The sequence below is a fragment of the Halorientalis salina genome, assembly GCF_005049285.1.
In the GTDB taxonomy this organism is placed as follows: domain Archaea; phylum Halobacteriota; class Halobacteria; order Halobacteriales; family Haloarculaceae; genus Halorientalis; species Halorientalis salina.
In genome coordinates, this window is the sequence record NZ_SOSC01000009.1 from 58,953 (window position 1) to 83,917 (window position 24,965).

The window sequence follows — 24,965 nt, forward strand, 5'->3', positions numbered from 1 at the left end:
CAGCGTCTGTCGTTTATCCCCCGGGGTCACTTCGACTCCCGATATCGACGGATTAGAACAGCGACAGTTCGCCGGTCACGCGGTCGACCGCGTCCTCGTCACCGGGCCCGACGGCCAGCGTCGTCACGGTTCCCGGCTCCAGTTGCGTGTGGCCGGCGTCCCGGACGACGGCGTTGGGGAGCCCCTCGCGTTCGGCCTTGTCGGCGAGTTCGAACAGTTGCTGTTCGCTCTCGCCTTTCAGGACGACTTTCTTCTGACCGCCGCCCTTCCAGGCGCGTCTGGTCTTCGTCGAGGTGTCCTCGTATGCCGACAGCGACGCGTGGGCGACCTGGGCGGCGAGTTTCCCCTGTCCCATCGGAATGTCGGTGCGAGCGACGATTGCCTGTTTCATACCCCAACGGAGCGGACCGCAGACCATAGGTCTGACCGTTGTCGCCGCTCGCCCGGACCCGGATACTTTTAGACCGGTGGCCCCGGTGGTTCTGGTATGATCCTCTCGGACGCGGACATTCTCGAACGGTTGGAGAAGGGGGACCTGGTCATCGACCCCCTCTCGGACCCCGAGATCCAGGTGCAGCCGGCCAGCGTCGACCTCCGACTGGGGCGGGAGTTCCTGGAGTTCCAGCACGCCAACATCCCGTGTATTCACCCCAACAGCGAGCAGGAAGTCGACGAGTACGTCGACGAGACCTACGTCGAGGAGGGCGACGAGTTCATCCTCCACCCCGGCGACTTCGTCCTCGGGACGACCGTCGAGACCGTGGAGATTCCGCCGGACCTCATCGCCCACGTCGAAGGTCGCTCGTCACTCGGTCGGCTCGCCATCGTCGTCCACGCCACGGCCGGCCTGTGCGACCCCGGGTACAAGGGCCAGATCACGCTCGAACTCTCGAACCTCGGGACCGCGCCGGTCGCACTGACCCCCGGCATGCGCATCTCACAGCTCACGTTCACCGAGCTCAAGACGCCGGCGGACCGGCCGTATGGGGAGGAACGCGGCTCGAAGTACCAGAACCAGTCGGGCCCGCAGGCCTCGAAGATCCAGGGCGACCACGAGTTCCACGGGGACCAGAAATGATCCGGGACGGGGGGACGGCATGAGGTTCGTCGAGGAGGTCGTCGTCGACGAGTTCCTGCCGACGTTCCGGTCGATGCTGGCCGAGGCGCTCCGGGAGCGCGGGCTGACCCAGAGCGAGGTCGCCGAGATGCTGGGTATCAGCCAGAGCGCCGTCTCGAAGTACGTCCACGGCGAAGTGGCGATCAACGAGCGGCTGTACGACGACGAGCGCGTGGTCGAACTCGTCGAGCGACTGGCCGACGGACTCACCGACGGGGAGATGAGCCCGGTCCAGGCGCTCGTCGAGGCCGAAGTCGTCATCCGCCAGCTCGAAGGCGGTGACGTGCTCGCACAGCTCCACCAGGAGGTCGTCCCGGAACTCGCCGAGTACGGCGGGGCGTTCGACGTCCACGACCCCGACAGCGACGTTCGCATCGCGGAGCAGGCGCTGGCTTCGGTCCGCCGCGGCCTGTCGGTCGTCGAGAACACCCCGAACGTCGCCCGCTACATCCCCGCCGTCGGGACGAACCTCGTCGAGGCGCTCCCCGACGCCGACGGCATCGAGGACGTGGTCGCCGTGCCTGGTCGCATCATCGACCTGAAGGGCCGCCCCGAGATCCCCGCCGAACCGGAGTTCGGCGTCAGCGAGTACGTCGCGAGCGTCCTGCTGTCGGCCCGCGAGCAGGGCAGCGACGCCCGCGCGGCGATCAACGTGAGTTACGACGCAGACCTGCTCGACGCGCTCGAAGCGGCGGGGTACGTCACCGTCGAGTTCGACGCGAACCTGGGTGTCGAGGACGGCATCGCCGCCGCACTCGACGCGGAGCCCGATGCCGACGTGATCTACCAGACCGGTGGGTTCGGACTGGAGCCGATCATCTACGTCCTCGGTCCGGACGCTCCCACCGTCGCCGGGACCGTCCGCGACTGTCTCTGAGATGGACCCCGTCACCGCGACGCAGTCGTTCTACGGCCGCTGGGCCCGGCTCTACGACGTGATTGCGACCGCACCCGGCGTCGCCTCGTGGCGTCGGCGTGCCGCCGACTCCCTCGACATAGACCCCGGCGATACCGTCGTGGAGATGGGCTGTGGGACCGGGGCGAACCTCCCGTTCCTCCGCGAGCGCGTCGGCCCCGACGGCACGGTCGTCGGAATCGACGTGACTCGAGAACTCCTCTCGCGTGCCCGGGAGCGCGTCGAGCGAGAGGGCTGGACGAACGTCTCCGTCGTGCAGGCCGACGCGACCCAGCCACCCATCGAGGGACCGGTCGACGCCGTGCTCGGGACCTTCGTGGTCGGGATGTTCCCCGACCCCGCCGAGGCCGTCGCGGACTGGTGCGATCTGTGTCCGGGCGGTCGCGTCGCGCTGCTCAACTTCCAGCCGAGCGACCGCTTGCTGGCCCGGCCGCTGAATCTTGCCTTCGAAGGATTCGTCTGGATCTCCGCACCAGGCTGGAGCCTGCCCGAGGAGCGGCCGGTCGCGCCGTTCCAACGTCGGGTGTCGGCCGCCCGGACTGCCCTGGCCGACCGGACTGTCGACCGAATCTATCGGGAGTTCGCCGGTGGCTACCTGGGACTGGTCGCCGGGCGCGTTCCGAAACGGTCCCCGTCCGGCGAATAGGAACGTTTTTGCTGGATCTGACAGCAGTTCCGAACATGTCGTCCGCCAGCCGACTCGCGCCCGTCGCCCTCGCGCTCCTGTTGGTCCTGGCGGGCTGCGGGGGGTCGACGGGTGGCGGGACACCCACGAACGACTCGACAGTGACGACGACGGCACCGGGGTCGCAGTACGACGTGCCCGTCGAGAACGGGACGCTCCCGGTCGACGCGAACCGCACGTACGCGCGAGTCACCTCGCTCATGGGGACGGACGTCGATCCGCGCCCGGTCGAGGTCCGAAACTGGAGCGAGTGGCGGGAGAACCTCCCGCGAGTCGCCGCCGCTCCCATCAACGACGCGCTGGGCTACGAGAACGTCTCGGCCGACTGGAGCGAGCCGACCGGCCTGACGCTGCCCACGGGATACGTCTACCTCCACCCCGGCGAGGGGTCGCCCGACGAGATCGAGCGCGTCCTCGCCCACGAGTTCGTCCACAGCGTCCAGTTCCAGGGGAACATGTTCCCGTGGCTCGACCGATTGCGAACGCAAGATGCGAGGACGACGACCGACGAGGCCAAAGTGTATCGGTCGCTTCAGGAAGGCGGTGCGGTCTACGTGACCGACGCCTACACCGAGCGGTATCTCGACGGACGGAACGACTCCGCGGTCGCCCGCGAGTACATGGACGAGAGTCCCACCCACTGGAGCGCGCTCGCGCCCTACTACTTCGGGAACCGGTACGTCGCGGACCGCATCGACTCGCCCGCGAACCTCTCGGTGGTCTACGAGGACCGCCCGGTCACCACCGAGCAGCTCATCCATAACTACACCCGCGCGGAGGAACCGCCGGCTGCCCTCACGGTCGAGACGAACGCCACCGGCTCCGACTGGGAGTACGAAGGCAACAACACGCTCGGCGAGATGACCACGCGGGGCGCACTCGGGACCGAACTGAACCGGTCGCGTGCTGCGGCCGCGGCCGCCGGCTGGGGGACCGACGAACTCACGATCTTCTCCCGCACTGGCGAGGACGACCGGTTCGGCTGGGCCTGGGTCCACCGCTGGGACGACGCGAGCGAGGCCGACGAGGCCGCCGCCGCGCTCGAAGCCTACGCCGACCGGCGTGACGAGTCCGGGACCTACGACTTCGCGTTCACGCGCGTCGACGAGGGGACGACCGCGCTCGTGTTCGGCGACCCCGCCCTGGTCGCCAACGCGACCGTCTCCGGAACGACCGGGAACGTCTCGGTCGCCGTCGGTTCCTGAGCCCCTACCGTTCGCCGTACAGCGCCGCGTGGTCCTCGCAGAACTCGGGGTCCCGGAGCTGTGCCTCGACGACCCCGGGCTGTCGATGTGGGTTCGCGAGCCGACAGGCGTCGGTCTCGCAGAACGCCTCGCCGGTGTCGACGTAGTGGTACGCCTGCAGGACGTAGCCTTTCAGCGCCTCGGTCGTCCGCGGGTCGTCCTCGATCAAAAAGTCCCCCTCGACCTCGGATTCGAGGACTTCCCGGGGCGGCGTGTCGCCCGAGAGCATCGCGTGTTTCTGTTGTTCCTTGTAGTACTGCTCGGGCTTGGCCGGGGCCTCGTACAGTCCGGGGACCGATACCAGCGCAGGTTGTCCGAGGACGTTCACGCGCTTGTGCCAGCGCCCGTCGTGGTCGCCCCAGGTCCCGAGAACCCGGTCCAGCAAGGGGACGTGCAGGTGGTCCAGCCGGCGCTCGTCGTCGGGGAGTCGTTCCCGGAGGCGTTCCTGGACCGCAAGCCCGTCGTAGATGACGCCGCCGGCGCGCTCGGGGTGTTCGAGCGCGCGCTCCTCGTACCGGACGATCCCCAGCATCGTGTTTCCCGTCTCGCGATCGTAGGGGCTGAGTACGCGCGTCTCCGCGAACGCCTCCGGCAGGTCCTCGTCCGTGTACTCGGCCAGAAAGCGGTCCCGAACCGTCACGTCAGCGTCGATGCGCTCACGGAGCCAGTCGGCGATGACGTCGGCGTCGGCCTCGGTCGTGGGAGCCCGATACAGGGTCACGCGGTCGACCATATCAGCCAGTGGTATCGCCCGGTAAAACTGCTTGCGGTCGCCGCCTCAGACGCGTCGCCAGACGACGAGGCTCAGCGTCAACCCGACGAGCGCGGACCCGACACCGAAGCCGGGGCCGTCGCCGCTCGACGCGCCGTCGGACCCACCCGAGTCGGTTCCCGCCGGCGTCGACGGCTCTCGGACCGTCAGGGTTAGATTCCGGTCGCCCAACTCGAACCGAGTGTCGCCAGCGGCGTCGACCGTCCGCTCGAAGGAGAGCGTCCGGGTTTCTCCCGGTGTGAGGACGACCCGTCTGGTGTCGACCGTCTCGCCGTCCTGGGAGAGGGAAAGGTTCCCCGCCGCCGGCACCGCGTCGTCGTTCCGGACCGTCGCGTCCAGAGTGACGGTGTCACCCGCGACCGGATCGGACCCGTCGGCGGTCAGACGCTCGACAGCGGGGGTCGCCGGCGGCGTGACGACGACTTCGATCTGCCGGTCACCGACGGAGAGGGCGTAGGTCCCGGCGTCGGTGAACGTGTGCGTGACCGGCCAGCGCGTCGTCGCGTTCGCGTCGAGCGTCCCGTTCTGTTGGGCGATGGTCGTTCCGTCGAGGCGCGCGGTCGCCTCGTACTCGCCGGCCGCCGTCCCGGTGTTCGAGACGATCACGTCCGCCGTCAGCGTCTCGCCGGTCGCCAGGCGAACCGGTCGCTGCTCGCCGACGGTGCCGGTCCGGTAGGGCCCCGTCACGCGAATCACAGAGGCGTTGGTCGTCGCGCCAAACTGGTAGCTGACGTTCGGTAATCGCGTCTCGAAGGCCCGTGCGTGGGCGTTCCGGTCCCACATCGACGGGGTCGCGGTCGTGGTCGTGTATCGGTCCCACAGCGTCGTAACGTCCGCACCACCGGCCGAACGGATCGCCGATCGGAAATCCAACTGCCCCACGGTACCCTCGTGGGAATTGACCCGTCTGAACGCGGTCTGGAGGGAGTTGTCCGTGTTCGCCAGTCGCGTCCGTCGGTCGAGTTCGCCCGCGACGAGCGCGCCCTTGGTGTAGGGGGCGACCTCCTCCCAGGTCGACGTATCCGACAGGACCGCGTCGGTGTCAGCCGCTCGTTCGCCCAGTGCCAGGCGGTTTCGGAACGTCCGGTAGTCGATCCGGTCGGCTTCGAGCGCGAACAGCGCCGCGTAGTAGGTCGCGCTCGCCTCCGTGAACCAGCGCGTCTCGGCGGCCGGTTCGTAGTCCTGTCGAGTGTGGACGTACTCGTGGATCCAGACGTTGTCGGCCGAATCGAGTCGCGACCGGTCGCGCGCCCAGAAGTCCGACTCGCCCGTCTGGAGGCCGTTGACGCCCCACTGCACCGAGTCAGTCGGAGCGGCGATCATGAACACCGACGAGTCGCGGTCGCCGACTCGCAGCGCGTCCGACGCAGTGGCGACGCTATCGAGGACCTCGTCCGGCTGAGCCGCCATGTCGGCGTGTTCGGGGACGACCAGTCGAAACCGTTGGCCGTGGGCCGACCGCTGGTACTCCCGATACTCGCCGAGGTACGCGAGTTCGTCGCCGACGGCACCGGATCCGTCGACGGTGGTCGATTTCGTGAGGGTGATGTTCTCGTCGAACGGCTGGCTCCAGCCCGTCGACACCTGCGGTTTCCTGACGAGCGCCCACGACCCCGCATCGACGAAGAGGTAGTCACCGCTCCCCGCAAACGGCCCGCTTGCCTCCCGCGTCCGGTTGACCGACAAACGATAGGTGAGCGTCGGGACGCTGGTGCGCTTGTCCCAGACGTACTCCCCGTCGCGCTCGGTGAACCCCTGCGTCCCGGCGACCGTCGTGTCTTCGGGGAGTTCCACCCGAAGCCCGGCGAGGTTCGACGGCGTGTCGTACCTGAGCGTGACGGTGATCTCGCCCGGTTGCGCCGGTGAGAGTTGCAGTTCCTTCCCGAGAGCCAGGGTGCTCGACGCGGCGGACCCGGACGGCTGGTCGACGGAGCCGTTCTCGACAGTCGGCAGTGTCCCGCCAGCAGACGCCGACTGGGCTGTCGCACTGCCAGTGAGAGACAGTCCGAGGAGAACCACGAACAGTGTCACGAACACGACCGGTCGCCATCGCCATCTCATCGATAGACGTCACGAAGGGTGTACTCTTAGTTCCGGTGGCAGACATCGACCGACGATCTCCAGCCAGCCCCGTAGTCGGTCCCCACCGGACCCCTCTGAGATGGTCGACTGCCCCAGACACGGGCGGACGGCTATCAGGGTCGTGGAGCCGGTGACGAACGGCGCGTGAAAAGAGACGACTTGCACATCAGGCAGCGACGGCTTCGTCGGCAGCCTCGAGCAGTTCCGTGTAGCGGTTGCGGATGGTGACCTCCGAAATGTCGGTCACCTCGCTGACCCGGTCCTGGGTGACTCGCTCGTCGGCCAGCAGCGAGGCGGCGTACACCGCGGCGGCGGCGAGACCGACCGGGCTCTTGCCGACGTGGACGGCCGCCGATTTGGCGGCCGCGAGCAGTTCGTGGGCGCGGCGCTCCGCGGCCCCCGAGAGGTCCAGGTCCGACGCGAACCGCGGGACGTAGCTCTCGGGGTCGGCGGGTTCGATCTCCAGGTCGAGTTCGCGGACGACGTAGCGGTAGGTCCGCTTGAACTCCATCCCGTCGATGCGGCTGACGTGGACGATCTCGTCGATGCTCCGGGGAGTGCCCGCCTGGCGAGCGGCCGTGTAGACGGCCGCGGACGTGACGCCCTCGATGGACCGCCCCGGCAGCAGTCCCTCCTCGAGCGCGCGGCGGTAGATGACCGAGGCGGTTTCCCGGACGGTTTCGGACAGACCCAGGGCGCTCCCCATGCGCTCGATTTCGGCGAGCGCCTGCTTGAGGTTGCGCTCGGAGTGGTCACGAGTGCGGAACCGCTCGTCCCACTTCCGGAGCCGCTGCATCTTCTGGCGCTGGCTAGTCGAGAGGGAGTTCCCGTTGGCGTCCCGGTCCCGCCAGCCGATGTTGGTCGAGAGCCCCTTGTCGTGCATCATCTTGGTCGTCGGGGCGCCGACGCGGCTCTTGGTGTCCTTCTCCGAGGCGTCGAAGGCGCGCCACTCCGGCCCCGGGTCGATCTCGTCTTCGTCGACGACGAGGCCGCACTCCTCACAGACCGTCTCGCCGTGAGTCTCGTCGTCCACCACGTCGCCGCCGCACTCGGGACAGACCGCCGTCTCCTGGCCCGCCTCCTCGCGCTGTTTCGTGTGTCGGTCCTGCTCGGTCGATTCCGGACTCGATACGCGGTTCTCACCGTCGTAGCTTCGGATACGTGTTTCTGTCATAGTGGTCTGGTCTAGCGGTCCGGCGGAGAAAACCCGAAGAAGACCGGAACCGCTCTCGCTAACATAAGGTAACGGCCTCAAGTATTTAAACCTTTTGCAGCAGAAAACGCAGAGAACCGGGTTACTGGGACGTTACTTGGCTGTTTACGGGCAGCTGTACCGATGAATGGGCGAGATACAATAATATATAACGTTGTCTGTTCCGGTAGAAGACTGCGCGACCGACAGTCCCGACCTGAAACTTCACATCGAGAGCGGTGAGCGGCGGGTTAGTCTGTGAATCCGCCGAAGGAGGCGGTTAGTCGTCAGCGGGACTGGCTCGCGTCGTCATGTCCACGTCCTCGGCGTCGACGCCGAGTTCGTCGATAGCGGCCTGGGCGGCCTTCTTCCCCGAGAGGAGCATCGCGCCGAAGGTCGGGCCCATGCGTGGGAGGCCGTAGGTCGTGGCCGTGGCCATGCCGGTGACGACGAGGCCGTCGTGGGCGAGACCGGTGTGTTCGACGACGGCGTCCTCGCTCTTGCCGACCCACATCGAGTCGTGGCCGGGCGAGTCGTGGCCGGGCGCACCGTAGGTGTCGTCTCCGGTCTGGTCCATGCCGCTGGCTTCCTCTTCGAGCCCGGGAGCGTTCAACACGCCGCGCTCGTCGAGTTTCTTGACGGCCATCGCGTCGTGACCGGTCGCGTCGATGACCAGGTCGGCCTCGACGGCGATGGGGTCGACGCAGGTGATCTCGCGGGGCAGCGCGTGGACCGGCGTCCAGTTCATGACGATGCCGCCCACGCGGTGGTCCTCGCGGATCACGATGTCGGTGAACTCCGTCATGTTCTGCATCTTCGCCCCCGCGTCACAGGCGGCCTTGATGAGTCCTGAACAGGCTTCCGGCCCGTTGGCGACGAACAGTCCCTCGCTGTCCTGGGACTGCTTGTAGTCCACGTCGAGGTCGTCGAGGACGTGGTGGGCCGGGCCACGAACGGTGACCTTGTTCATCAGGAAGCCGCCGAGCCAGAACCCGCCGCCGAGGTAGTTGTTCTTCTCGACGACCATCGTCTGGACGCCCCGTTCTGAGAGTTCTTTCGCCGCCATCAGCCCCGATGGCCCGCCACCGACGATTATCACGTCGCTGTCGGAGAAATCCATGAACTCCTCGGTCCACTCCTGACCGATGGCGCGTGTGACTTCCGCCTCGCCGACGTCGCTGAACTGCTCGAATTCGGACATACCATCCAGTAATATTACCTGGTGAATGAAAGCGTTTCTGGTCCCCGGCGTTGTTCGTCGGACGGCTTCAGCGCTCCAAATATCAAAAAGTGATAAGGGAACCCGGTGTGAACAGATGGCAGACAGCCAACATGCCGTGGCAGTACACGCCGTTTACCACGCCGGTTCTCGTCGCCGCCGGAGCGGTAGCGATCGCGGCTCTCTACGTCGTCCGGCAGCAACGCGCCTACGCGCCGGTCCCCGGTGGCTACGTCGCAGTGCTGCTCTCGGCTGCCGTCTCGGTCACCTTGCTCGCGTACGCCGTCGAACTCGCCCACGTCGAGCGAGCAGCGAAACTCCAGTGGAAGCAGATCGAGTACGTGGGTGCGATGCTGGTACCGCCGCTCCTGTTGGTTTTCACGCTCGAATACACCGAATACGAGCGGTACCTCACCTGGTGGAGCCTCTCGGCGATCCTGAGCGCGCCCGTGGGATTCATCGTACTGGTGTTCACCCGCAACTCGCTCGTCTGGGCGGACCTCACGCTGGTGCAAAACGGGTTCAACGCGTTAGTGAACACGCCCGGACCGGCGATGTACGCGTACGTCGGGTACGCGTATCTCGTGGTCGGCATCAGCATCCTCTTGCTCGGACAGCGCGCGATCGACTCAGAGGGAATCTACCGTCGGCAGGCGGTGTTGCTGATCGGGGGGTCGGTCGTGCCGCTGACGGCGGCCGCAGTCTACGTCACGGGAATGAACCCCTATCCGAAGCTCAATCTCGTCTTCGTTACGATGGTCGTGCCCGGCCTCGTCTTTTCGTGGGGCGTCGCCAGACACGGACTCTTTACGCTGGTTCCCATCGCCAGCCAGGCCGCCGTCGAGCAGATGGACGACGCCGTCGTCGTCATCGACGTGCGCGGACTCGTCGTCAACGTCAACCCGCAGGCCGAACCGTTTCTCAGCGAAGACGTCGACGACGCCATCGGACGGTCCGTCGGGGACATGCTACGCCCATTTGCGGTCCCGCCGGCACCCGAGCAGAACCGGACCGAGAGCGACCGCGAGGTCGTCACCGATCCCGAGACCGGACGGTACTACCAGCGCATCGGCACGCCGCTGACCGACGACGACGGCGTCCTGATGGGGCAGCTCATCGTCCTGCAGGACATCACCGAGCGCTACCGCCGAGAGAAGCGCCTCCAGCAGCAAAACGAACAGCTAGAGGAGTTCGCCAGCGTCGTCTCCCACGACCTGCGCAACCCGCTGAACGTCATCAGTGCACGGTCCCAACTCGCCAGGGAGACCGGCGACGAGGAGCACTTCGACGCGCTCGACCGGGCCAGCGACCGGATGGACCAGCTCATCGACGACCTCCTCCAGCTCGCCCGCCAGGGCCAGACCGTCAACGAAACGACCCAGGAGGACCTCCGGGTCGTCGCCGAGGAGGCCTGGAGCCTCGTCGAAGCGCCCGACGCCGATCTTACCGTCGAAGGCGAGATGGCCGTCGAGGCCGACCGCGACCGACTCCAGCAGGCCCTGGAGAACCTCTTCCGGAACGCCACGGACCACGTCGGCGAGGACGTGTCGCTCCTGGTCGAACCCCTGGAAGACGGGTTCGCCGTCGAGGACGACGGCCCCGGCATCCCCGTCGAAGAACAGGACCAGGTGTTCGAGTACGGCCACACGACCGACGAGGACGGCACCGGGTTCGGCCTGGCGATCATCAAGGAGATCGTCGAGGCCCACGGCTGGGACATCCGCGTCATGAACGGGGACATGGCACACAGCTCTCAGGAGGGCGACGGAACCGAGTACGGCGGTGCCCGCTTCGAGATCACCGGCGTCACCACTGCCCGCAGCTTCTCCTTTGCCACGGACGACAGCCCCTTCGGAACCGGCAACAGCGAGTTCGGGTCCAGCGACCAGGGGTTCGAGTTCGGGTAGCGCGGCCCGAGACGACGACTCGCGATTCGCCCGGACTGACCGCGAGGAGACGAGTGGTTTCTATAGGCTTCGCGCCTTCGTGACGAACAACGTGACATCGAACGGAACAGGCCCGGCGGGGGATCCGGCCCACCCCGCCTCAGCGGTCCGATTCGGGGGAACTGTGGTACTACTGTGTCTCTTGCTCGCAACCGGTGCAGTCGTCGGCCCAGCGACCGCAGCGGCCGGACCGACCACGCCGGCCGCGAACTCGAGCGCTGCCAACGCGACGGACACGAGCCCGCCGGACCCGCCGTCGGACCGACTCGGCTGGGAGAACGGGGTCTGGTACAACGAGAGCCTGAACGTCGACCAGCGCGACGGCATCAACGACAGCGAACTGGACGCCGTCGTCGCCCGCACGATGGCGCGCTTAGAACACGTCCGCGGACTCGAATTCGATCGGACGCCGCCAGTCAGACTCATCTCGCCCGACCAGCAACAGAACGAGACCGCAGAACAGTACGCCGACGTCAACGAGACGAACCGCATCGCCCTGAACGTCCAGTACGAGTCGCTGCTGCTGATAAACGAGACGACGGACGCCGTCGAGTCACAGCAGGCGCTGTTCGGCGGCGGCGTCAGCGGTTACTACCAGCCCGGCGACGAGAACATCACCCTGATCTCGTCCGACGAGGACGTGCGGCGGGTCCAGGAGGGCGTCCTCGCCCAGGAGTTGTTCCACGCCCAGCAGGACCGGTACTTCGGCATCGACACGAACACGTCGACGGTCGAAGCCCGGAACGCCCGGAACGGCATCGTCGAGGGTGACGCCAATTACGTCCAGTACCTGTACGAACAGCGCTGTGACGGCGCGTGGAACGGGACCTGTCTGCGACCGAACGCCGGTGACGAGGCGTCACAGGAACAGCCGCCGAACCTCAACATCGGCATGGTCCAGCTCTTCCTCCAGCCGTACAACTCCGGGATCGCGTTCGTCCAAGAGCGCCAGCGAACGGGGGGCTGGGACGCGGTCGACGCCGTCTACGACCAGCCACCGGAAAGCACCGAACAGACCATCCACCCCGACAAGTACCCGACCGACGAGCCGACGAACCTGACGGTACCGGACCGGAGCGGGGAAGGATGGCAGCCCCTCCGACAAAACGGCGAGCGCGTCACCGGGTCGGTCGGCGAGGCCGGCCTGTTCGTCTCGTTGTGGATGCCGAGCTACGAGACGAGGGGGCAGACGAGCGTCATCCCGTTACAGTCCCACATCAACTACAACATGACGACCCGCGAGCCCGCGGAGCCGGTCACCTACAGCTACGACCACCCGATCACGGCCGGCTGGGACGGTGACAAGCTCGTCCCGTACGTCGCCAACGGCTCGAACGAGACCGGCTACGTCTACGAGACGGTCTGGGACTCCGAGGCCGACGCGCGCGAGTTCCGCGAGGGGTACCTCGAATTGCTCTCCTATCACGGGGCCGAGCCGGTCGACGGTCGCACCGACACGTTCCGCATCGCTGCGGGCAGCGAGTTCGCCGACGCCTTCGCCGTCACTCGAAACGGCAGCCGCGTCACCATCGTAAATGCCCCGGCCGTCGAGGACCTCTCGACGGTGCAACGCGGTGCCGGAGCGCCGACCAACGAGTCGGCCACCGACGACCCGACGAACGAGACGACCGAAACGACAGACGGGTTCGGTCCCGGCTTCGGATTGGTCGGCGCAGTCGTCGCACTGCTGGCAGTCGTCGTCGGTCGGCTCAGTCGAGGTCGCCGCTCCTGATCGCGGCCTCGGCCGCGTCGAGCGCCGCCTGACGGTCGAACGACTCGGTGATCGCGTCCAGTTCCTCCCGGCTGGCGTCCTGCAGGTCCCGGGCGTGAGCGGTCACGTTCGGCACCGCCCGAATGATGTTGTCGACGATCGGGACTGTCGCTGTCTGTGCCGACCGCGAGAGGGGGTTCAGATCGACGACCAGTTCCGTCTTGCCCATCTCGGCGAGGGCCTCGGCGCGGTCGCCGTCCTCCAAGGGCACCAGCACCACGTCGGCGTCGCCGATGCCGTCGGCGTCGACCTTGGCGCGCTCGTGGTCCAGGTTCGGGATGCGGCCGTCGGCTTCCAGACCCAGGACGCCCTCGGCCCCATGGTCGCGGAGGTGCTCGGCAATGCGCTCCATGCGCTCGCGGGTCCGGTTGAAGAGGTTCACCTCGATGTCGGCCCCGGTCGCCTCAGCCAACTCGACCGTCTCGCCCGGGACGAGCGCGGCGACGTTGCCGTTGACGGACAGCACGGCGTGGTCGGCCGAAAGCAGGTGTGCGGCCGCGGCGCGTGCCGCCTCGTCGGCGGTCTCGATGGTCTCCTCTCCGAGGAGGTAGTCGTAGGCTTCGCCCCGGCCCTGCGCGATGAGCCCCTGCTGGGAGGTGATCCCCTTCTCGACGCCCGCCTCGATGCGGTGTCGAGTCAGGAGCGACTCGTAGCGCGGGTGACTCTCCGGAATCTCGACGTCGTCCATGTTTCTACAGGACAGTGGGGGCTGAAAAATCCCGCCCTCGACGGTCGCGGCGACCGGGTCTAGGCGGGCAGTTCCGTCGGGGCATCGGCCCCGAACGTTCGCAGGCCCTCGAGGGCCTCGCGGGCCTCGCGCCGCGTGGGGTACTGGCGCATGCTCTCGGCGATGGTCGACCCGTCGGCGTCGACGAGCCGCCAGCGCCAGTCGCCGCCCTCCGAGTGGAGTTCGAAGGCCGGGGACTCGACCTCGATGAGGCTGGCCGACGTCAACTGATCGCGAACCGCCGAGAGCGCGCGCTCGGCGGCGGGCCGGGAGTCGAACTGCTGAGTGCTGACGCCGAGGACGGTGTCGTCAGTGTCGACGAACTGCCAGACCCAGCCCCGGTCGCGCATGACCACCTCGAAGGCCGCCCGGGCGAAATCGAGCAGGCCCGCACCGCCCGCGAGTTCACGCACGCGGTCGAGTTCGGAGCGAGCGTCGTCGCGAGTCCCGTGGACCTGCGAGCCGACTGCCAGCGTCGTCCGGTCGGGATCGACCAGCCGCCAGCACCAGGCCGAGCCGTCGCCGTCCTCGACGGACTCGATGCGGAAGGCCGCGGGGTCGACCTCGAAGACGCTGGCGGCTCCGGCGTGGTCGCGGAACAGCCGCGCGGTCGCGGCGACGGCGTCCCGGGAGGGGAACCGCTCGGTGCCGACCGCCACGGGTTCGCGGTCCCGATCGACGAGTTCCCAGTGCCAGCGTTCCGCGGGTTCGGCGTCGTCGCCGTCGGCGTCGACCGCTTCGACGGCGAACCGGACGGCCAGGTCGGAGATCGTGTGGACGGTCGCATCGGCCGCGAATTCGGCGACGGATTCGGCGGCCTCGCTGGCACCCTCGCGTGTGGGGTACCCTGCAACGCTCGTCGCGACCACCGCTCCGTCAGGGTGGACGAGTCGCCAGTGCCACTGCCGGGGTTCGGCGTCGCTGACGTACACCTGGAACAGCCCGGCGTCCATCGTCCGCGCGTCGGCGTCGCGTGCCAGCAGTTCCAGCGCGTCCATGGCCTCGTGGGCGCGCTCGTGGCTGTCGTACCGGCCCGGACTGGTCGCCAGCGTCTCGCCGGCGGCGTCGACCAGCCGCCAGTGCCACTCCTCGTCGGCCTCGTAACACTCCAGCGTGGTGCTGTCGATCTCCACGAGGTCCGCCTCCGGCGCGTGTTCTTTCATCGTGCTCATCGCCGAGGCGGCGTCCTCCCGGGAGGCGTGTTCCTGGCCGCTGTCGGAGACGACGCGACCGTCGGCGTCGACCAGCCGCCAGTTCCAGCCCCGGTCCTCGGCCTCGAAGAGGTGAAAGGCGGCGCGCTCGAACGTGGTTCGGTCGACGCGTTCGATCTCGTCGCTGACGCGGTCGACCGCCGCCTCGGCGGCCGCCTCGCTCTCGTAGGTCGCACTGGGCGGGCTCCGCGCGATGGTTCGACGGTCCTCGGTGACCAGCCGCCAGGCCCACGCGTCGCCCTCCGAGAAGAGTTCGAACTCGGCGTCGTCGAGGACCCGAACCGTCGCGTCGGTCGCGATGTCCTTGACCCGACCGACGACCGAGCGACCGCTCTCCTCGGAGGGGACGGCTCGCTCGCCCCGGGCGACCACCTGGTCGCTGTCGTCGACGAGTCGCCAGTGCCAGCCGCCGCTCTCCGCTTCGAATACCTCGTAGCCCGGCGCAGTCGCGGTGATGAAGGGCACGTCGATCGCGCCCTCGGCGACCCGCCCGACGGCGTCGGTCGCGGCCGCCCGTGAATCGTAGGTATCCGCGGCTCGTGCGACGGTCGTGTCCGCCGCGTCGACCAGCCGCCAGTCCCACCCGTCGTCACGTTCGCGGAGTTCGAACCCGACGTGTTCGACGCCCATGACCGGTGCCGACTGGACCGCCTCCCGGACCGACACGACGGCCGCCTCCGCCGCCTGTCGGTCGTCGTAGGCGTCGGTCCCCTCCCCGAGGACGCCGCGGTCCTCGTCGACCAGCCGCCACTGCCAGGCCGACCCGTCACCGTACACCTCGAAGGCCCCGTCGTCGACGTCCAGCAGCGGTGCCCCCGGCCCGTGTTCCTTCAGGAGGTTGGCCGCCGTCTCGGCGCGGTCGCGATCCGGATACGTATCGTCACTGTCGGCGAGAACGACCCCATCGCCGTCGACCATTGTCCAGCGGACCTCGTCGTCGCCCCGGTAGAGGCGTATCGCGGGGTGTGTGACCTCCATGAGGCCCGCCCCGTCGACCGTCTCCGTGACCGCGTCGAGCGCCGACTCGGCGTCGGCCTGGGTCTCGAAGGTCCGGCGACCGTCGGCCACGGCCGTCTGCTCGACGAACCACCAGCGCCAGCCGTTGTCGTCGGGAAACACCGCGAACACGCCGTCACGAACTGCCTCGCCGTGCAAGACCGCCGAGACGTTCTCCGCCTCGTCGTCGCCGGCGGTCCAGGCCAGTTTCTCGACGGACTCCTCGGGCAAGAGCAGACTCCGCCGACCGGTCAGGACGGGGACGAGCGCGGCGACGGCGGCGACGAGACTCAGCCCGCCGACGTAGCCGACGACGACGGCGAGGCTCTCGACGGTCCTGCCGAGGTCCCACCCCTCCGGATACACCTGGACGAACACGAGGACCGCGAAGAGCGAACAGACGCCGCCCGCCACGGCGACGGAGACGGCGCGTCGTCTGAGCGGCAACTGCAGTACCGATCCCAGTAACAGACCGACGCCCCCGCTCGCCCCGACGCCGATCGCCCAGTTGTCGAGCGAAACCGTCGACACGCCCAGGTCGACCAGGAAGATCCCGATGCCGGCCAGTACCGCGAGCAACCCGCAAACGAGAACCCAGTAGCCGTACACCTCCGGCTTCGTCCGCGCTTCCCCCACGTACGCGTCGTACAACCCGTAGAAGACGCTGTCCGGTTGCGACCCCATTGCCATGTTGGTACCGCCCGCCGATAGACCGCGTGCGAATGTTAAACGTGGGGACCGTTCGTCGGGACAAGAGGTGCCTACTCGCCCGCGAGTCGCGCGCCTGCGACGTCGACCTCACAGACGGCAGGGTCGTAGCCGGCGTCGGACAGCCCCGTGCCGAGCGCGAAGACCGTCTCCCCGAGCATCGCCATGGAGGCCTGGCCGTCGGCCTCGTTCACGTCGAGGACCACGTCCCTGATCTCGGGCGTCAGGAGTTCGGCCTCGCGAGCGAACTGCCGCGAGGCGCGCATAAAGGAGTCCATCGTCGGCTCCTCGACGACCCGCGAGAGCGCTCGTTTGCCCGCCTGCGTGAGCAGGTCGTCCTCGCCGGAGATGACCGATTCCGTCGAGAGTTCGCCGAGCGTGTGGTACTCCACGCGGGGCCGGGCCGGAATCCCGTCCAACAGGTTGTCCTGTGGCCCGCCGGGTTCCAGCCGGATCGGGACACCGCCGCGGGCCTGCGCGACCACGTCACCGAGGCCAGTCCCCGCCTGGACCTCCGCGCCGTGGGCGATGGTCAGCAGTTCGTTCTCGGAGAGCCGGCGGTCGAGCGCCCGGTTGACCGCCAGGGCCGTCCCCAGGGCCACACCGCCGGAGACGCCGAACCCGGAGCCCAGCGGCAGTGGCGTCTCCGCCTCGACGCGCGCAGTCGTCCGAAGCGTCGACAGGACCGTCTCGACGGCCTCCATCTCGACGGCCACGTCGTTGAGTCGAACGCTGGTCTCCTCGGCCGGCCGGACGGTCACCGTCACGCCGTCGGTGAGGGTCAGGCCGCCGCCGCGCGACCCCGTTTTCGTCGGATCGTCGTCCCGGTGGATCGTGAAAAATCCGGTCACGTGTCCCGGAACGAACGCCGTCACTTCGGTCATGGGTCCGTCTCCGTAGTCCCGGCGGATAAATTGTGGAGTTCCCCCCGATCGCCAGTGACACTTATTCCACTCGCGGGCGACCGCCCGAGCAATGACTCCGTCGCCCAGTGTCGTCGCGGACCCGGCCACGATCCGCCTCGACGAGCGGTTCGCTGTCCGCCTGACCGACTTCCCGCCGAACCGACGCGTCACCGTCCGGGCACGGATGCCCCTGGACGGGCGTCTCTGGGAATCCCGGGCGGTCGTCGAAACCGACGATGCGGGCCGCGCGGACCTCGACGAACAGTCCCCAGTCGCCGGCACCTACGAGCGGGCCGACGCGATGGGGCTGGTCTGGTCCGCGCGTCGGGTCGGCGACCGACCAGCACCCACTCCCCACACGAAGACCGACGGTAACGTCTCGATAGTGGCTGCCCTCGACGGTAATACCGTCGCGACGGCCACGGTCGAGCGCCGGTTCGCCGATGGCGGGGTCACTGTCGAGTCAGTCGACAACCCGTCGCTCGTCGCCGACCTGTACGAACCACCGGGGGACGGCCCGCACCCGGGCGTCCTGCTGCTGGGTGGGTCGAGCGGCGGCTTCCCATCGCGGCGGGCCGCGTCGTTGCTCGCGTCTCGGGGGTTCGCCGTCCTCGCGCTGGCGTACTTCGGCGTCGAGGACTTACCCCGGAATCTCGTCGGCGTCCCGCTGGAGTACGTCGATCGGGCCGTCGAGTGGCTGGCCACCGACGACCGGGTCCGGAGCCACCCACTGGGTGTCGTCGGGTGGTCCCGGGGCGGGGAACTCGCGCTCCTGACGGGTTCCCGGTGTGAGCGCGTGCGGACCGTCGTCGCGTACGTTCCGAGCACAGTTGCCTTCCAGGGCAACAGCCTGCTCGAAGACCCAGGCAGTGCCTGGACCGAGAACGGCGGGGACGTTCCGTACGTCCCGATCGACCGACCACCCGGGTTCAGGACGCGGACGGCGCTCCGCTGGCTCGGGGGTCGTCCGGTTTCGGTTCGGCCGCTGTTCGAGCGCGGCCTTGCGCGGACACCGCCGGAGCGCGTCACCGCGGCGACGATTCCAGTCGAAGAAACGGACGGTCCGATCCTGCTGGTCACCGGCGACGACGACCGCGTCTGGCCGGCCGGCCCGCTCGCCACGCGAGCGCTGGCGCGACTGGACGCTCGCGAGTACCCTCACAGCGACACCCATCTTCACCTCCCGGCCGCCGGGCACGATATCAAGGTCCCGTACCATCCGACGACCGAGCGCGCGAGACGGTCGATGCGGCTCCCCGGCCGGTCGCTGAAACTGGACATGGGCGGGACGCCAGCAGGGTACGCCCGTGCCGACGCCCGCGCCTGGGAGGCCACGATCGATACGCTCAGTGCAGGCCTCGTCCCGGAGTGACAGACGGCCGGCCCGGCGTCCGCAGACGCTACTCGTCCGGTTTCGCAGGCGCGAGTTCGTCGAACCCCCGTCGTTCGGCGACGGTTTCGAGGATTTCCCGTGCCCGCTCGTCGCCGACGTCGTCGACGAGGCAGTCGACGAACGAGTCCAGTAGCTCCGGGCGAACCCTGAGGTCGACGTACTGTACCCGCCCGTCGAGGACGACCGTATCGACCTCCCACTCGCCGGCTTCCGGGTCGGTCATCCGAATGTCGACCCACTCGTCGCCCCCGAACGCACTCGACTCTGACGGCACTGATTCTGTCATACCAGACGATGTACGACCGGTATCGGCTTAGCTATAGATGAACAGCTGGTATCACGTGGCAACTCGAAAGAGCCGATAGATTCAATGTTTGCACGGTAACACCTCGCAAACAGTACTCATGCCGACGATCAGCGCACGCCTCTCCGAGGCGGACCACGAGGAGTTGGAAGCAGTCGCGGACCTGCTGGACGAGGACCGGAGCACGACGATTCGGAAGGCCCTCGAAGAGGGGTTACGGGAACTCCGCGTCCGGGAAGCCGTCGGGCGCTACCAGCAGGGTGACGTCGCCGTCAACGAGGCCGCCCGTCTGGCCGGCCTCTCGGTGGCCGAGTGGCTGGACGTGGCCCGCGAGCGCAACCTCACGACGCAGTTGACGGCCGCGGACCTCCGCAGGGACGCCGACGACGCCCAGGAGTTATGACGCGCATCTACGTCGACGCGACGGCGCTCGTCGCGCTCGGACAGGTCGGCGAACTCGAACTGCTCGATGCCTTCGACGGCGAAATCGTCGTCCCCGACGCGGTCGCGGCGGAGGTGACGACCGAGCCGCCCCGGACGAACCTCGACCGGTTCGTCGACGAGAAACCGGTCGTGACCGGCCCGGTCGAGACCGACTGGACCGAGCAGGCGAGGTCAGTTCTGGGTGCCGAGGAGCCGACGAGCGACGTGCGCGTCATCGAAGGCGTCCTCGACGCGACGGACGGTGACGACGAGGCCAATGACGACCCGGCAGTCGGCGTGGTCTCCGAGGACCGCCGGCTCCGGACCGTCGCCGAGGGGTTCGGTGCGACGGTAACGGGCGCGTTCGGCGTGGTCGTTCGCGCCGCTGCCGACGACAAGTACCTCTCGACGACGCAGGCGAAACGCATCGTCCGCCGCATCGACAGCCACGGCCTGCACCTCACCGGCGAGTTGCGCGAACAGGCCGTCGGCGCGACGGAGTAGAAAACCGACGTTCGGTCGTCAGGGACTCAGACGCTGAGATCCCGCGGGAACAGTGCGGCTCCGAAGGAGCCGCTCGAAGCCGGCGCGAAGCGCCGGCGACTGGGTCAGACTCGCTTCGCTTGTCTGACTTGCTCCCGCTCGACAGAGCGACTCTAGGGAGAGAGTCGCTGTCGGTCTGACGAGACTCGTTCCACTCGTCTCGTGGGCTCCCAGAGATCTCGTCCTACGGACTCAATCTCTGGCGATCTCGCGGGAACACGGTCAGTCCGCTTCGCTCCCTTCCCTGCTCCCGCTCGATAGAGCGACTCTAGGGAGAGAGTCGCTGGCGATCTCGCGGGAACAGCACGGCCTCACGGATGTTGCCCAGACCGAGCATCGTCATGATGAGGCGCTCGCCACCGAGGCCCCAGCCGGCGTGGGGCGGCATCCCGTACTTGAACATCTTGGTGTAGTACTCGAAGGCCTCGGGGTCGAGGCCCTGCTGTTCGAAGCCCTCGACGAGCCGGTCGTAGCGGTGTTCACGCTGCCCACCGGAGACGAGTTCCATCGACGGGTGCATCATGTCGAAGCCCGTCGAGACCTCGGCGTCGTCGTCGTGGTCCTTGATGTAGAACGGCTTGATCTCGCTGGGCCAGTCCGTGATGAAGTAGTGCTCGCCGACGTCCTGGCCGAGCGCGTGTTCGGCCTCCGTCGAGAGGTCGTCGCCCCAGACCAGCGGCTCGTCGAGTTCGCCCGTCGCGTTGATGCGGTCGAGTGCGTCCTCGTAGCTGATGCGCGGGAAGTCGCCCTCGGGAGCCTCGAACTCGTCGGCCAGGTCCAGCGCTTCGAGCTGTTCCTGGCAGTTCTCGGCGACGCCCTCGTAGGCGGCCTGCACAACGGCCTCACAGGCGTCCATTGCCTCGGTGTGGTCGTAGAAGGCCGACTCGAAGTCGATCGAGGTCGCCTCGTTCAGGTGCCGGGGCGTGTTGTGCTCCTCGGCGCGGAAGATCGGGCCGATCTCGAAGACCCGTTCGAGGCCGGAGCCGACCATCAGCTGTTTGAACAGCTGCGGGCTCTGGTTCATGAACGCTTCCTGGCCGAAGTACGTGATCGGGAACAGCTCGGTCCCGCCCTCGGTCCCCGTGGCGACGATCTTCGGCGTGTTGATCTCGGTCGAGCCCAGGTCGCGGAACTGCTCGCGGACCGCGCGCAGGGCCTCGGCACGGATCTCGAAGATGGCCTTGACCTCGTCTTTCCGGAGGTCGAGCGTCCGGTTGTCCAGCCGGGTCGGGAGTTCGGCGTCGACCTTCCCGGAGGGGTCCAGCGGGAGTTCCGGGTCGGCCTCGGCGACGACCTCGACCGATTCGGGGACGATTTCGACGCCCGTCGGGGCGCGCTCTTCTTCCTCGACTGCGCCGGTCACGGCGACGACGCTCTCGCGGTGTACGTCCAGGCCGGTCTCGACGAGGTCGTCGTCCATCTCGTCTTTCTCGAATTTGACCTGGATCTTGCCGGTCGTGTCTCGAACGATGATGAAGGCGATCCCCCCGAGGTCTCGGATCTCGTGGACCCAGCCGGCGACTGTGACGTCGTCACCCGGCTCGGCGTCCGCCGTGTAAGTGCGGTCGTCCATGGAGCCAGATATTGATGCACGGGACTTAAGCACAGTTGTTCGGCACGGCCCCTGGCCCCCACGATGCGTTATAAATGCCCGATGTAATCGGCCGAAATATTATGGCATCGACAGCAGAACGAAGCAACCACGCACACAGTATGGTAACAAGTCAGCAAGTACCACGGGCGGCGGGGACTGAACACGGACACCGTCGAGGGAGACTGAAGACACCGGAATCGGCCGATAACGTGTCAATTCGGTGGAGGGGCGTCTCGTGATCGTCGGCGTCCCGACGGAGACGGCCGCGGACGAGGGTCGCGTCGCGCTCGTGCCACCGGTCGCCGAGGAACTCGTCGATGCGGGCCACGAGGTCCTGGTCGCGTCAGGTGCCGGTGAGGGCGCACACTGGTCCGACGAGGAGTATCGGGACGCGGGCTGTGCGGTCCTCGACGACCGCGAGTCGGTGTTCGAGCGCGCTGACGTCGTCTTTCAGGTCCAGGCGCTGGGCGCAAACGAGGGCCAGCCGACAGACCCCTACGACGATGGGCAGGTCGTCGTCGGGTTACTCGGCCCCTACAGCATCGACGAGGACACGCTCGCGGAGCTCGCGGACCGGCAGGTCAGCGCGTTCTCGCTGGAACTCATGCCGCGGATCAGCCGCGCACAGAGCATGGACGCGCTGTCCTCCCAGGCCAGCCTCGGCGGCTACCAGGCCTGCCTGCTGGCCGCAAAAGAACTCCCCAAGATGTTCCCGATGGAGATGACCGCGGCGGGTACTATCCGGCCGGCGGAGGTGTTCGTCATCGGGGCCGGCGTCGCTGGCCTGAAGGCCATCGCGACGTCCGAGCGACTGGGTGCCAGCACGCGCGGGCACGACGTGCGCCTGGAGGTCAAACGGGAGGTCGAGAGCCTCGGTGCCGACTTCGTCGAACTCGAACTGGAGACGGAAGGCTCCGGCGACGAGGAAGGGTACGCCGTGGAGATGGGCGAGGAGTTCTACGCGGAGCAACGCCGCCAGATGCAGCGGGTCGTCCCGGAATCCGACGTGGTGATCACCACAGCTGCCATTCCCGGCCGGCCCGCACCGGAGATCGTCACCACCGAGATGATCGAGGAGATGGACGCGGGGTCGGTCATCGTCGACCTCGCGGCCGAGACCGGCGGGAACTGTGAACCCACGGAGGCCGGCGAGACCGTCGAAGTCGACGGCGTCACGGTCCACGGCCCGACCAACCTTCCCTCGCGGGTCAGTCACACCGCGAGCCAGCAGTACGCCAACAACCTGGCGAACTTCCTCGAGAACCTGACGGACGACGAGGGCGAACTCGACGTCGACTTCGAGGACGAAATCATCGATTCGACGCTGCTCACGCACGATGGACAGGTACGAAACCCACACCGCGACGACGGCGGAGGCACAGACGACGATGAATCGGCCGGGGACGATGGGGAGGCCGATGCCCCCGAGGAGGAAGCCGATGACGACTGAGGGAGGTGTTCTCGCGTGACGTTCGTCGAGAATCTGACGCTGTTCGTCCTCTCTGCCTTTGTCGGCTACGAGATCATCACGAAGATCCCGACGAACCTCCACACGCCGCTGATGTCGGGGGCCAACGCGATCTCCGGGATCACGCTCCTGGGTTCGGTCGTGGTCGCCGGGTCCGGTTCGACGACGCTCGCGACGGTCCTGGGGTTCCTCGCGGTCGTCATGGCGACGATCAACGTCGTCGGCGGCTACATGGTGAGCCACTTCATGCTCGATCAGTTCAGGGGAGGTCGGTAACCCATGGCCGCTATTCTCGCCGGATTCCCTGACGCGGTGCTGAATCTCACGTATCTCGTCGCGGGCGTCATGTTCATCCAGGGGCTCCGCGACATGACCCACCCGCGAACGGCCACGCGAGGAAACACCATTTCCTCCGGCGGGATGTTGCTCGCGGTCCTCGTGACCGTCCTGTGGTTCGATATCCTGTCGCCGGTGATCCTCGGTGCCGGCCTGCTCGTCGGTGGGCTGGTCGGTGCCGGACTGGCCGTCTCGGTCGAAACGACGGAGATGCCACAGCTCGTCGGGCTGTTCAACGGGTTCGGTGGCGGGGCGTCGGCCCTGGTCGCCGGCGCTGAGTTGATCGACGTGCTCGGGTCCGGTGGCTCGCTCTCGATCGGCCTGACGGCGTCGGCCTCGATCGCCGGGATCATCGGCGCAGTCACCTTCTGGGGCAGTCTGGTCGCGGCCGGGAAACTCCACGGTCTGGTCGGTGACGGCCCGTTCAGTACCAACGTCGGCCACGCGCTCAAGGCCGTGTTCCTCGCCGCCGCCGTGGCCGCGGGAGCGTTCCTGGTCGTCCGACCGGACGTCTTCGGCACCGCACCGCTGGCGTCCTGGGTCCCGTCGTACTGGGCCCTCGTCGGGGCCGCCTCGCTCCTGGGAATCTTCCTCGTCATCTCTATCGGTGGCGCGGACATGCCCGTCGTCATCGCGCTGTTGAACTCCTACTCGGGGCTGGCGGCCGCGACGACCGGCTTCGTGCTGAACAACACCGTCCTCATCATCGCCGGGACGCTCGTCGGCGCGTCCGGTCTCATCCTCACCGTCATCATGTGTGAGTCGATGAACCGCTCGCTGACGAACGTCCTCTTCGGCGGCTTCGGCAGTGACGGGGACGGCGGCGAGGACATGGAGGACATCTACGAGGGACAGATCCAGGAGACCTCCGCCGAGGAGGTCGAAATGCTGCTCGACACGGCCCAGCGGGTCGTCGTCGTGCCCGGGTACGGGATGGCCGTCGCACAGGCGCAACACGCGGTGGCCGAACTGGTCGAACTGTTGGACGAGAACGACGTCGACGTGGAGTTCGGCATCCACCCCGTGGCCGGCCGGATGCCGGGCCACATGAACGCCCTGCTCGCAGAGGCCGACGTGCCGTACGACAAGATGCGCGAGCTGGAGGAGGTCAACCCGACCTTCTCCCAGACCGACGTGGTCATCGTCACCGGCGCGAACGACGTGGTCAACCCCAAGGCCAACGAGGACGACTCCAGTCCCATCGCCGGGATGCCGGTCCTAGAAGTCGCCGACGCGCGGCAGGTGATCGTCAACAAGCGCAGCCTGAGTCCGGGATTCTCCGGGATTCCCAACCCGCTCTTTGCCAAGGACAACACGAGCATGCTCTTTGGCGACGCCAAGGCGTCGATGCAGGAACTGGTGAACAACTACAAGGAGAACCACTGAAAACGGCGTTCGCGACTGGTCCGACGA

Annotated in this window: 22 protein-coding genes; 12 read left to right on the forward strand and 10 right to left on the reverse strand. The window is 67.6% G+C overall.

Features of this window, described 5'->3' with window-relative positions; genetic code table 11:
- Positions 1–52 precede the first annotated feature (52 nt).
- Entirely contained in the window at positions 53–391 is a 339-nt protein-coding gene (gene pth2, locus E2481_RS14715) for a peptidyl-tRNA hydrolase Pth2 (RefSeq protein ID WP_136717916.1), read from the reverse strand.
- 96 nt (positions 392–487) lie between these two features.
- On the opposite strand from pth2, the gene dcd reads away from it, so the two are divergent.
- Genes dcd through E2481_RS14735 form a run of 4 tightly spaced genes read left to right on the forward strand, consistent with a single transcriptional unit; the run spans position 488 to position 3,923 of the window.
- Positions 488–1,078 (forward strand): dCTP deaminase, encoded by a 591-nt coding sequence (gene dcd, locus E2481_RS14720; protein ID WP_136717917.1) that lies wholly within the window; start codon positions 488–490, stop codon positions 1,076–1,078.
- A 19-nt stretch (positions 1,079–1,097) separates the two neighbouring features.
- Positions 1,098–1,994 carry a thiamine-phosphate synthase family protein gene (locus E2481_RS14725; RefSeq protein ID WP_136717918.1) on the forward strand — a complete coding sequence of 299 codons (897 nt, stop codon included), beginning with the start codon at positions 1,098–1,100 and terminating at the stop codon, positions 1,992–1,994.
- 1 nt (position 1,995) lies between these two features.
- On the forward strand, positions 1,996–2,679 hold the full coding sequence (locus E2481_RS14730; RefSeq protein WP_136717919.1) for a class I SAM-dependent methyltransferase: 684 nt from the start codon (positions 1,996–1,998) through the stop codon (positions 2,677–2,679).
- Positions 2,680–2,714: 35 nt separating this feature from the next.
- Positions 2,715–3,923, forward strand: a complete 1,209-nt coding sequence (locus E2481_RS14735) for a hypothetical protein (protein WP_136717920.1) — start codon at positions 2,715–2,717, stop codon at positions 3,921–3,923.
- A 4-nt stretch (positions 3,924–3,927) separates the two neighbouring features.
- Here E2481_RS14735 and E2481_RS14740 read toward each other — a convergent pair whose 3' ends face one another.
- The 4 genes from E2481_RS14740 to E2481_RS14755 all read right to left on the reverse strand — a co-directional run bounded on the left by E2481_RS14740 (position 3,928) and on the right by E2481_RS14755 (position 9,209).
- The gene (locus E2481_RS14740) at positions 3,928–4,695 is read right to left on the reverse strand and encodes a DUF7001 family protein (RefSeq protein ID WP_136717921.1); all 768 of its coding nucleotides are present in this window, start codon (positions 4,693–4,695) and stop codon (positions 3,928–3,930) included.
- A gap of 45 nt (positions 4,696–4,740) precedes the next feature.
- Complete coding sequence (locus E2481_RS14745) at positions 4,741–6,795, reverse strand: hypothetical protein (RefSeq protein WP_136717922.1); 2,055 nt, start codon at positions 6,793–6,795, stop codon at positions 4,741–4,743.
- A 187-nt stretch (positions 6,796–6,982) separates the two neighbouring features.
- Entirely contained in the window at positions 6,983–7,990 is a 1,008-nt protein-coding gene (locus E2481_RS14750) for a transcription initiation factor IIB (protein WP_136717923.1), read from the reverse strand.
- Positions 7,991–8,288: 298 nt separating this feature from the next.
- Positions 8,289–9,209 (reverse strand): sulfide-dependent adenosine diphosphate thiazole synthase, encoded by a 921-nt coding sequence (locus E2481_RS14755; RefSeq protein ID WP_136717924.1) that lies wholly within the window; start codon positions 9,207–9,209, stop codon positions 8,289–8,291.
- Positions 9,210–9,340: 131 nt separating this feature from the next.
- On the opposite strand from E2481_RS14755, the gene E2481_RS14760 reads away from it, so the two are divergent.
- Together E2481_RS14760 and E2481_RS14765 are read left to right on the forward strand one after the other, a co-directional pair.
- Complete coding sequence (locus E2481_RS14760) at positions 9,341–11,134, forward strand: sensor histidine kinase (protein ID WP_136717925.1); 1,794 nt, start codon at positions 9,341–9,343, stop codon at positions 11,132–11,134.
- A gap of 163 nt (positions 11,135–11,297) precedes the next feature.
- The gene (locus E2481_RS14765; protein ID WP_136717926.1) at positions 11,298–12,905 is read left to right on the forward strand and encodes an Hvo_1808 family surface protein; all 1,608 of its coding nucleotides are present in this window, start codon (positions 11,298–11,300) and stop codon (positions 12,903–12,905) included.
- Here the strand turns inward: E2481_RS14765 and E2481_RS14770 are convergent.
- The 3 genes from E2481_RS14770 to E2481_RS14780 form a co-directional block, all read right to left on the reverse strand.
- Positions 12,883–13,632 (reverse strand): 4-phosphopantoate--beta-alanine ligase, encoded by a 750-nt coding sequence (locus E2481_RS14770; RefSeq protein ID WP_136717927.1) that lies wholly within the window; start codon positions 13,630–13,632, stop codon positions 12,883–12,885. The two genes, E2481_RS14765 and E2481_RS14770, sit on opposite strands and share 23 nt — an antisense overlap.
- Before the next feature lie 59 nt (positions 13,633–13,691).
- Positions 13,692–16,568: a DUF1508 domain-containing protein gene (locus E2481_RS14775; protein ID WP_136717928.1), complete on the reverse strand. Its 2,877-nt coding sequence runs from the start codon at positions 16,566–16,568 to the stop codon at positions 13,692–13,694.
- A 71-nt stretch (positions 16,569–16,639) separates the two neighbouring features.
- Positions 16,640–17,470 (reverse strand): pantoate kinase, encoded by an 831-nt coding sequence (locus tag E2481_RS14780; protein WP_136717929.1) that lies wholly within the window; start codon positions 17,468–17,470, stop codon positions 16,640–16,642.
- 91 nt (positions 17,471–17,561) lie between these two features.
- Between E2481_RS14780 and E2481_RS14785 the strand changes: the two genes are divergently transcribed.
- Positions 17,562–18,863 carry an acyl-CoA thioester hydrolase/BAAT C-terminal domain-containing protein gene (locus E2481_RS14785; RefSeq protein WP_136717930.1) on the forward strand — a complete coding sequence of 434 codons (1,302 nt, stop codon included), beginning with the start codon at positions 17,562–17,564 and terminating at the stop codon, positions 18,861–18,863.
- 28 nt (positions 18,864–18,891) lie between these two features.
- Here the strand turns inward: E2481_RS14785 and E2481_RS14790 are convergent, their stop codons facing one another.
- A complete protein-coding gene (locus E2481_RS14790) occupies positions 18,892–19,170 on the reverse strand; it encodes a hypothetical protein (RefSeq protein WP_136717931.1) in 279 nt (92 codons plus the stop codon).
- Positions 19,171–19,288: 118 nt separating this feature from the next.
- Between E2481_RS14790 and E2481_RS14795 the strand changes: the two genes are divergently transcribed.
- Positions 19,289–19,591, forward strand: a complete 303-nt coding sequence (locus tag E2481_RS14795) for a UPF0175 family protein (RefSeq protein ID WP_136717932.1) — start codon at positions 19,289–19,291, stop codon at positions 19,589–19,591.
- Entirely contained in the window at positions 19,588–20,115 is a 528-nt protein-coding gene (locus E2481_RS14800) for a hypothetical protein (protein ID WP_136717933.1), read from the forward strand. The genes E2481_RS14795 and E2481_RS14800 overlap by 4 nt, the downstream gene beginning before the upstream one ends.
- Before the next feature lie 307 nt (positions 20,116–20,422).
- Here the strand turns inward: E2481_RS14800 and aspS are convergent, their stop codons facing one another.
- Complete coding sequence (gene aspS / locus E2481_RS14805) at positions 20,423–21,727, reverse strand: aspartate--tRNA(Asn) ligase (protein WP_136717934.1); 1,305 nt, start codon at positions 21,725–21,727, stop codon at positions 20,423–20,425.
- Between the two features lie 241 nt (positions 21,728–21,968).
- On the opposite strand from aspS, the gene E2481_RS14810 reads away from it, so the two are divergent.
- Genes E2481_RS14810 through E2481_RS14820 form a run of 3 tightly spaced genes read left to right on the forward strand, consistent with a single transcriptional unit; the run spans position 21,969 to position 24,938 of the window.
- Positions 21,969–23,198, forward strand: coding sequence for a Re/Si-specific NAD(P)(+) transhydrogenase subunit alpha (locus E2481_RS14810; protein WP_250137842.1), 1,230 nt, complete (start codon positions 21,969–21,971; stop codon positions 23,196–23,198).
- A 15-nt stretch (positions 23,199–23,213) separates the two neighbouring features.
- Positions 23,214–23,492: an NAD(P) transhydrogenase subunit alpha gene (locus E2481_RS14815; RefSeq protein WP_136717935.1), complete on the forward strand. Its 279-nt coding sequence runs from the start codon at positions 23,214–23,216 to the stop codon at positions 23,490–23,492.
- A 3-nt stretch (positions 23,493–23,495) separates the two neighbouring features.
- The gene (locus E2481_RS14820) at positions 23,496–24,938 is read left to right on the forward strand and encodes an NAD(P)(+) transhydrogenase (Re/Si-specific) subunit beta (protein WP_136717936.1); all 1,443 of its coding nucleotides are present in this window, start codon (positions 23,496–23,498) and stop codon (positions 24,936–24,938) included.
- Positions 24,939–24,965: the final 27 nt, after the last annotated feature.

Bases quoted from the DNA above. Each gene is read 5' to 3' on its own strand.
- E2481_RS14755 (WP_136717924.1), bottom strand. From the start codon at position 9,209: ATGTCCGAATTCGAGCAGTTCAGCGACGTCGGCGAGGCGGAAGTCACA.
- aspS (WP_136717934.1), bottom strand. From the start codon at position 21,727: ATGGACGACCGCACTTACACGGCGGACGCCGAGCCGGGTGACGACGTC.
- E2481_RS14795 (WP_136717932.1), top strand. From the start codon at position 19,289: ATGCCGACGATCAGCGCACGCCTCTCCGAGGCGGACCACGAGGAGTTG.
- E2481_RS14735 (WP_136717920.1), top strand. From the start codon at position 2,715: ATGTCGTCCGCCAGCCGACTCGCGCCCGTCGCCCTCGCGCTCCTGTTG.
- E2481_RS14725 (WP_136717918.1), top strand. From the start codon at position 1,098: ATGAGGTTCGTCGAGGAGGTCGTCGTCGACGAGTTCCTGCCGACGTTC.
- E2481_RS14750 (WP_136717923.1), bottom strand. From the start codon at position 7,990: ATGACAGAAACACGTATCCGAAGCTACGACGGTGAGAACCGCGTATCG.
- E2481_RS14740 (WP_136717921.1), bottom strand. From the start codon at position 4,695: ATGGTCGACCGCGTGACCCTGTATCGGGCTCCCACGACCGAGGCCGAC.
- E2481_RS14775 (WP_136717928.1), bottom strand. From the start codon at position 16,568: ATGGCAATGGGGTCGCAACCGGACAGCGTCTTCTACGGGTTGTACGAC.
- dcd (WP_136717917.1), top strand. From the start codon at position 488: ATGATCCTCTCGGACGCGGACATTCTCGAACGGTTGGAGAAGGGGGAC.
- E2481_RS14745 (WP_136717922.1), bottom strand. From the start codon at position 6,795: ATGAGATGGCGATGGCGACCGGTCGTGTTCGTGACACTGTTCGTGGTT.
- E2481_RS14790 (WP_136717931.1), bottom strand. From the start codon at position 19,170: ATGACAGAATCAGTGCCGTCAGAGTCGAGTGCGTTCGGGGGCGACGAG.
- E2481_RS14785 (WP_136717930.1), top strand. From the start codon at position 17,562: ATGACTCCGTCGCCCAGTGTCGTCGCGGACCCGGCCACGATCCGCCTC.
- pth2 (WP_136717916.1), bottom strand. From the start codon at position 391: ATGAAACAGGCAATCGTCGCTCGCACCGACATTCCGATGGGACAGGGG.
- E2481_RS14770 (WP_136717927.1), bottom strand. From the start codon at position 13,632: ATGGACGACGTCGAGATTCCGGAGAGTCACCCGCGCTACGAGTCGCTC.
- E2481_RS14760 (WP_136717925.1), top strand. From the start codon at position 9,341: ATGCCGTGGCAGTACACGCCGTTTACCACGCCGGTTCTCGTCGCCGCC.
- E2481_RS14800 (WP_136717933.1), top strand. From the start codon at position 19,588: ATGACGCGCATCTACGTCGACGCGACGGCGCTCGTCGCGCTCGGACAG.
- E2481_RS14730 (WP_136717919.1), top strand. From the start codon at position 1,996: ATGGACCCCGTCACCGCGACGCAGTCGTTCTACGGCCGCTGGGCCCGG.
- E2481_RS14780 (WP_136717929.1), bottom strand. From the start codon at position 17,470: ATGACCGAAGTGACGGCGTTCGTTCCGGGACACGTGACCGGATTTTTC.
- E2481_RS14820 (WP_136717936.1), top strand. From the start codon at position 23,496: ATGGCCGCTATTCTCGCCGGATTCCCTGACGCGGTGCTGAATCTCACG.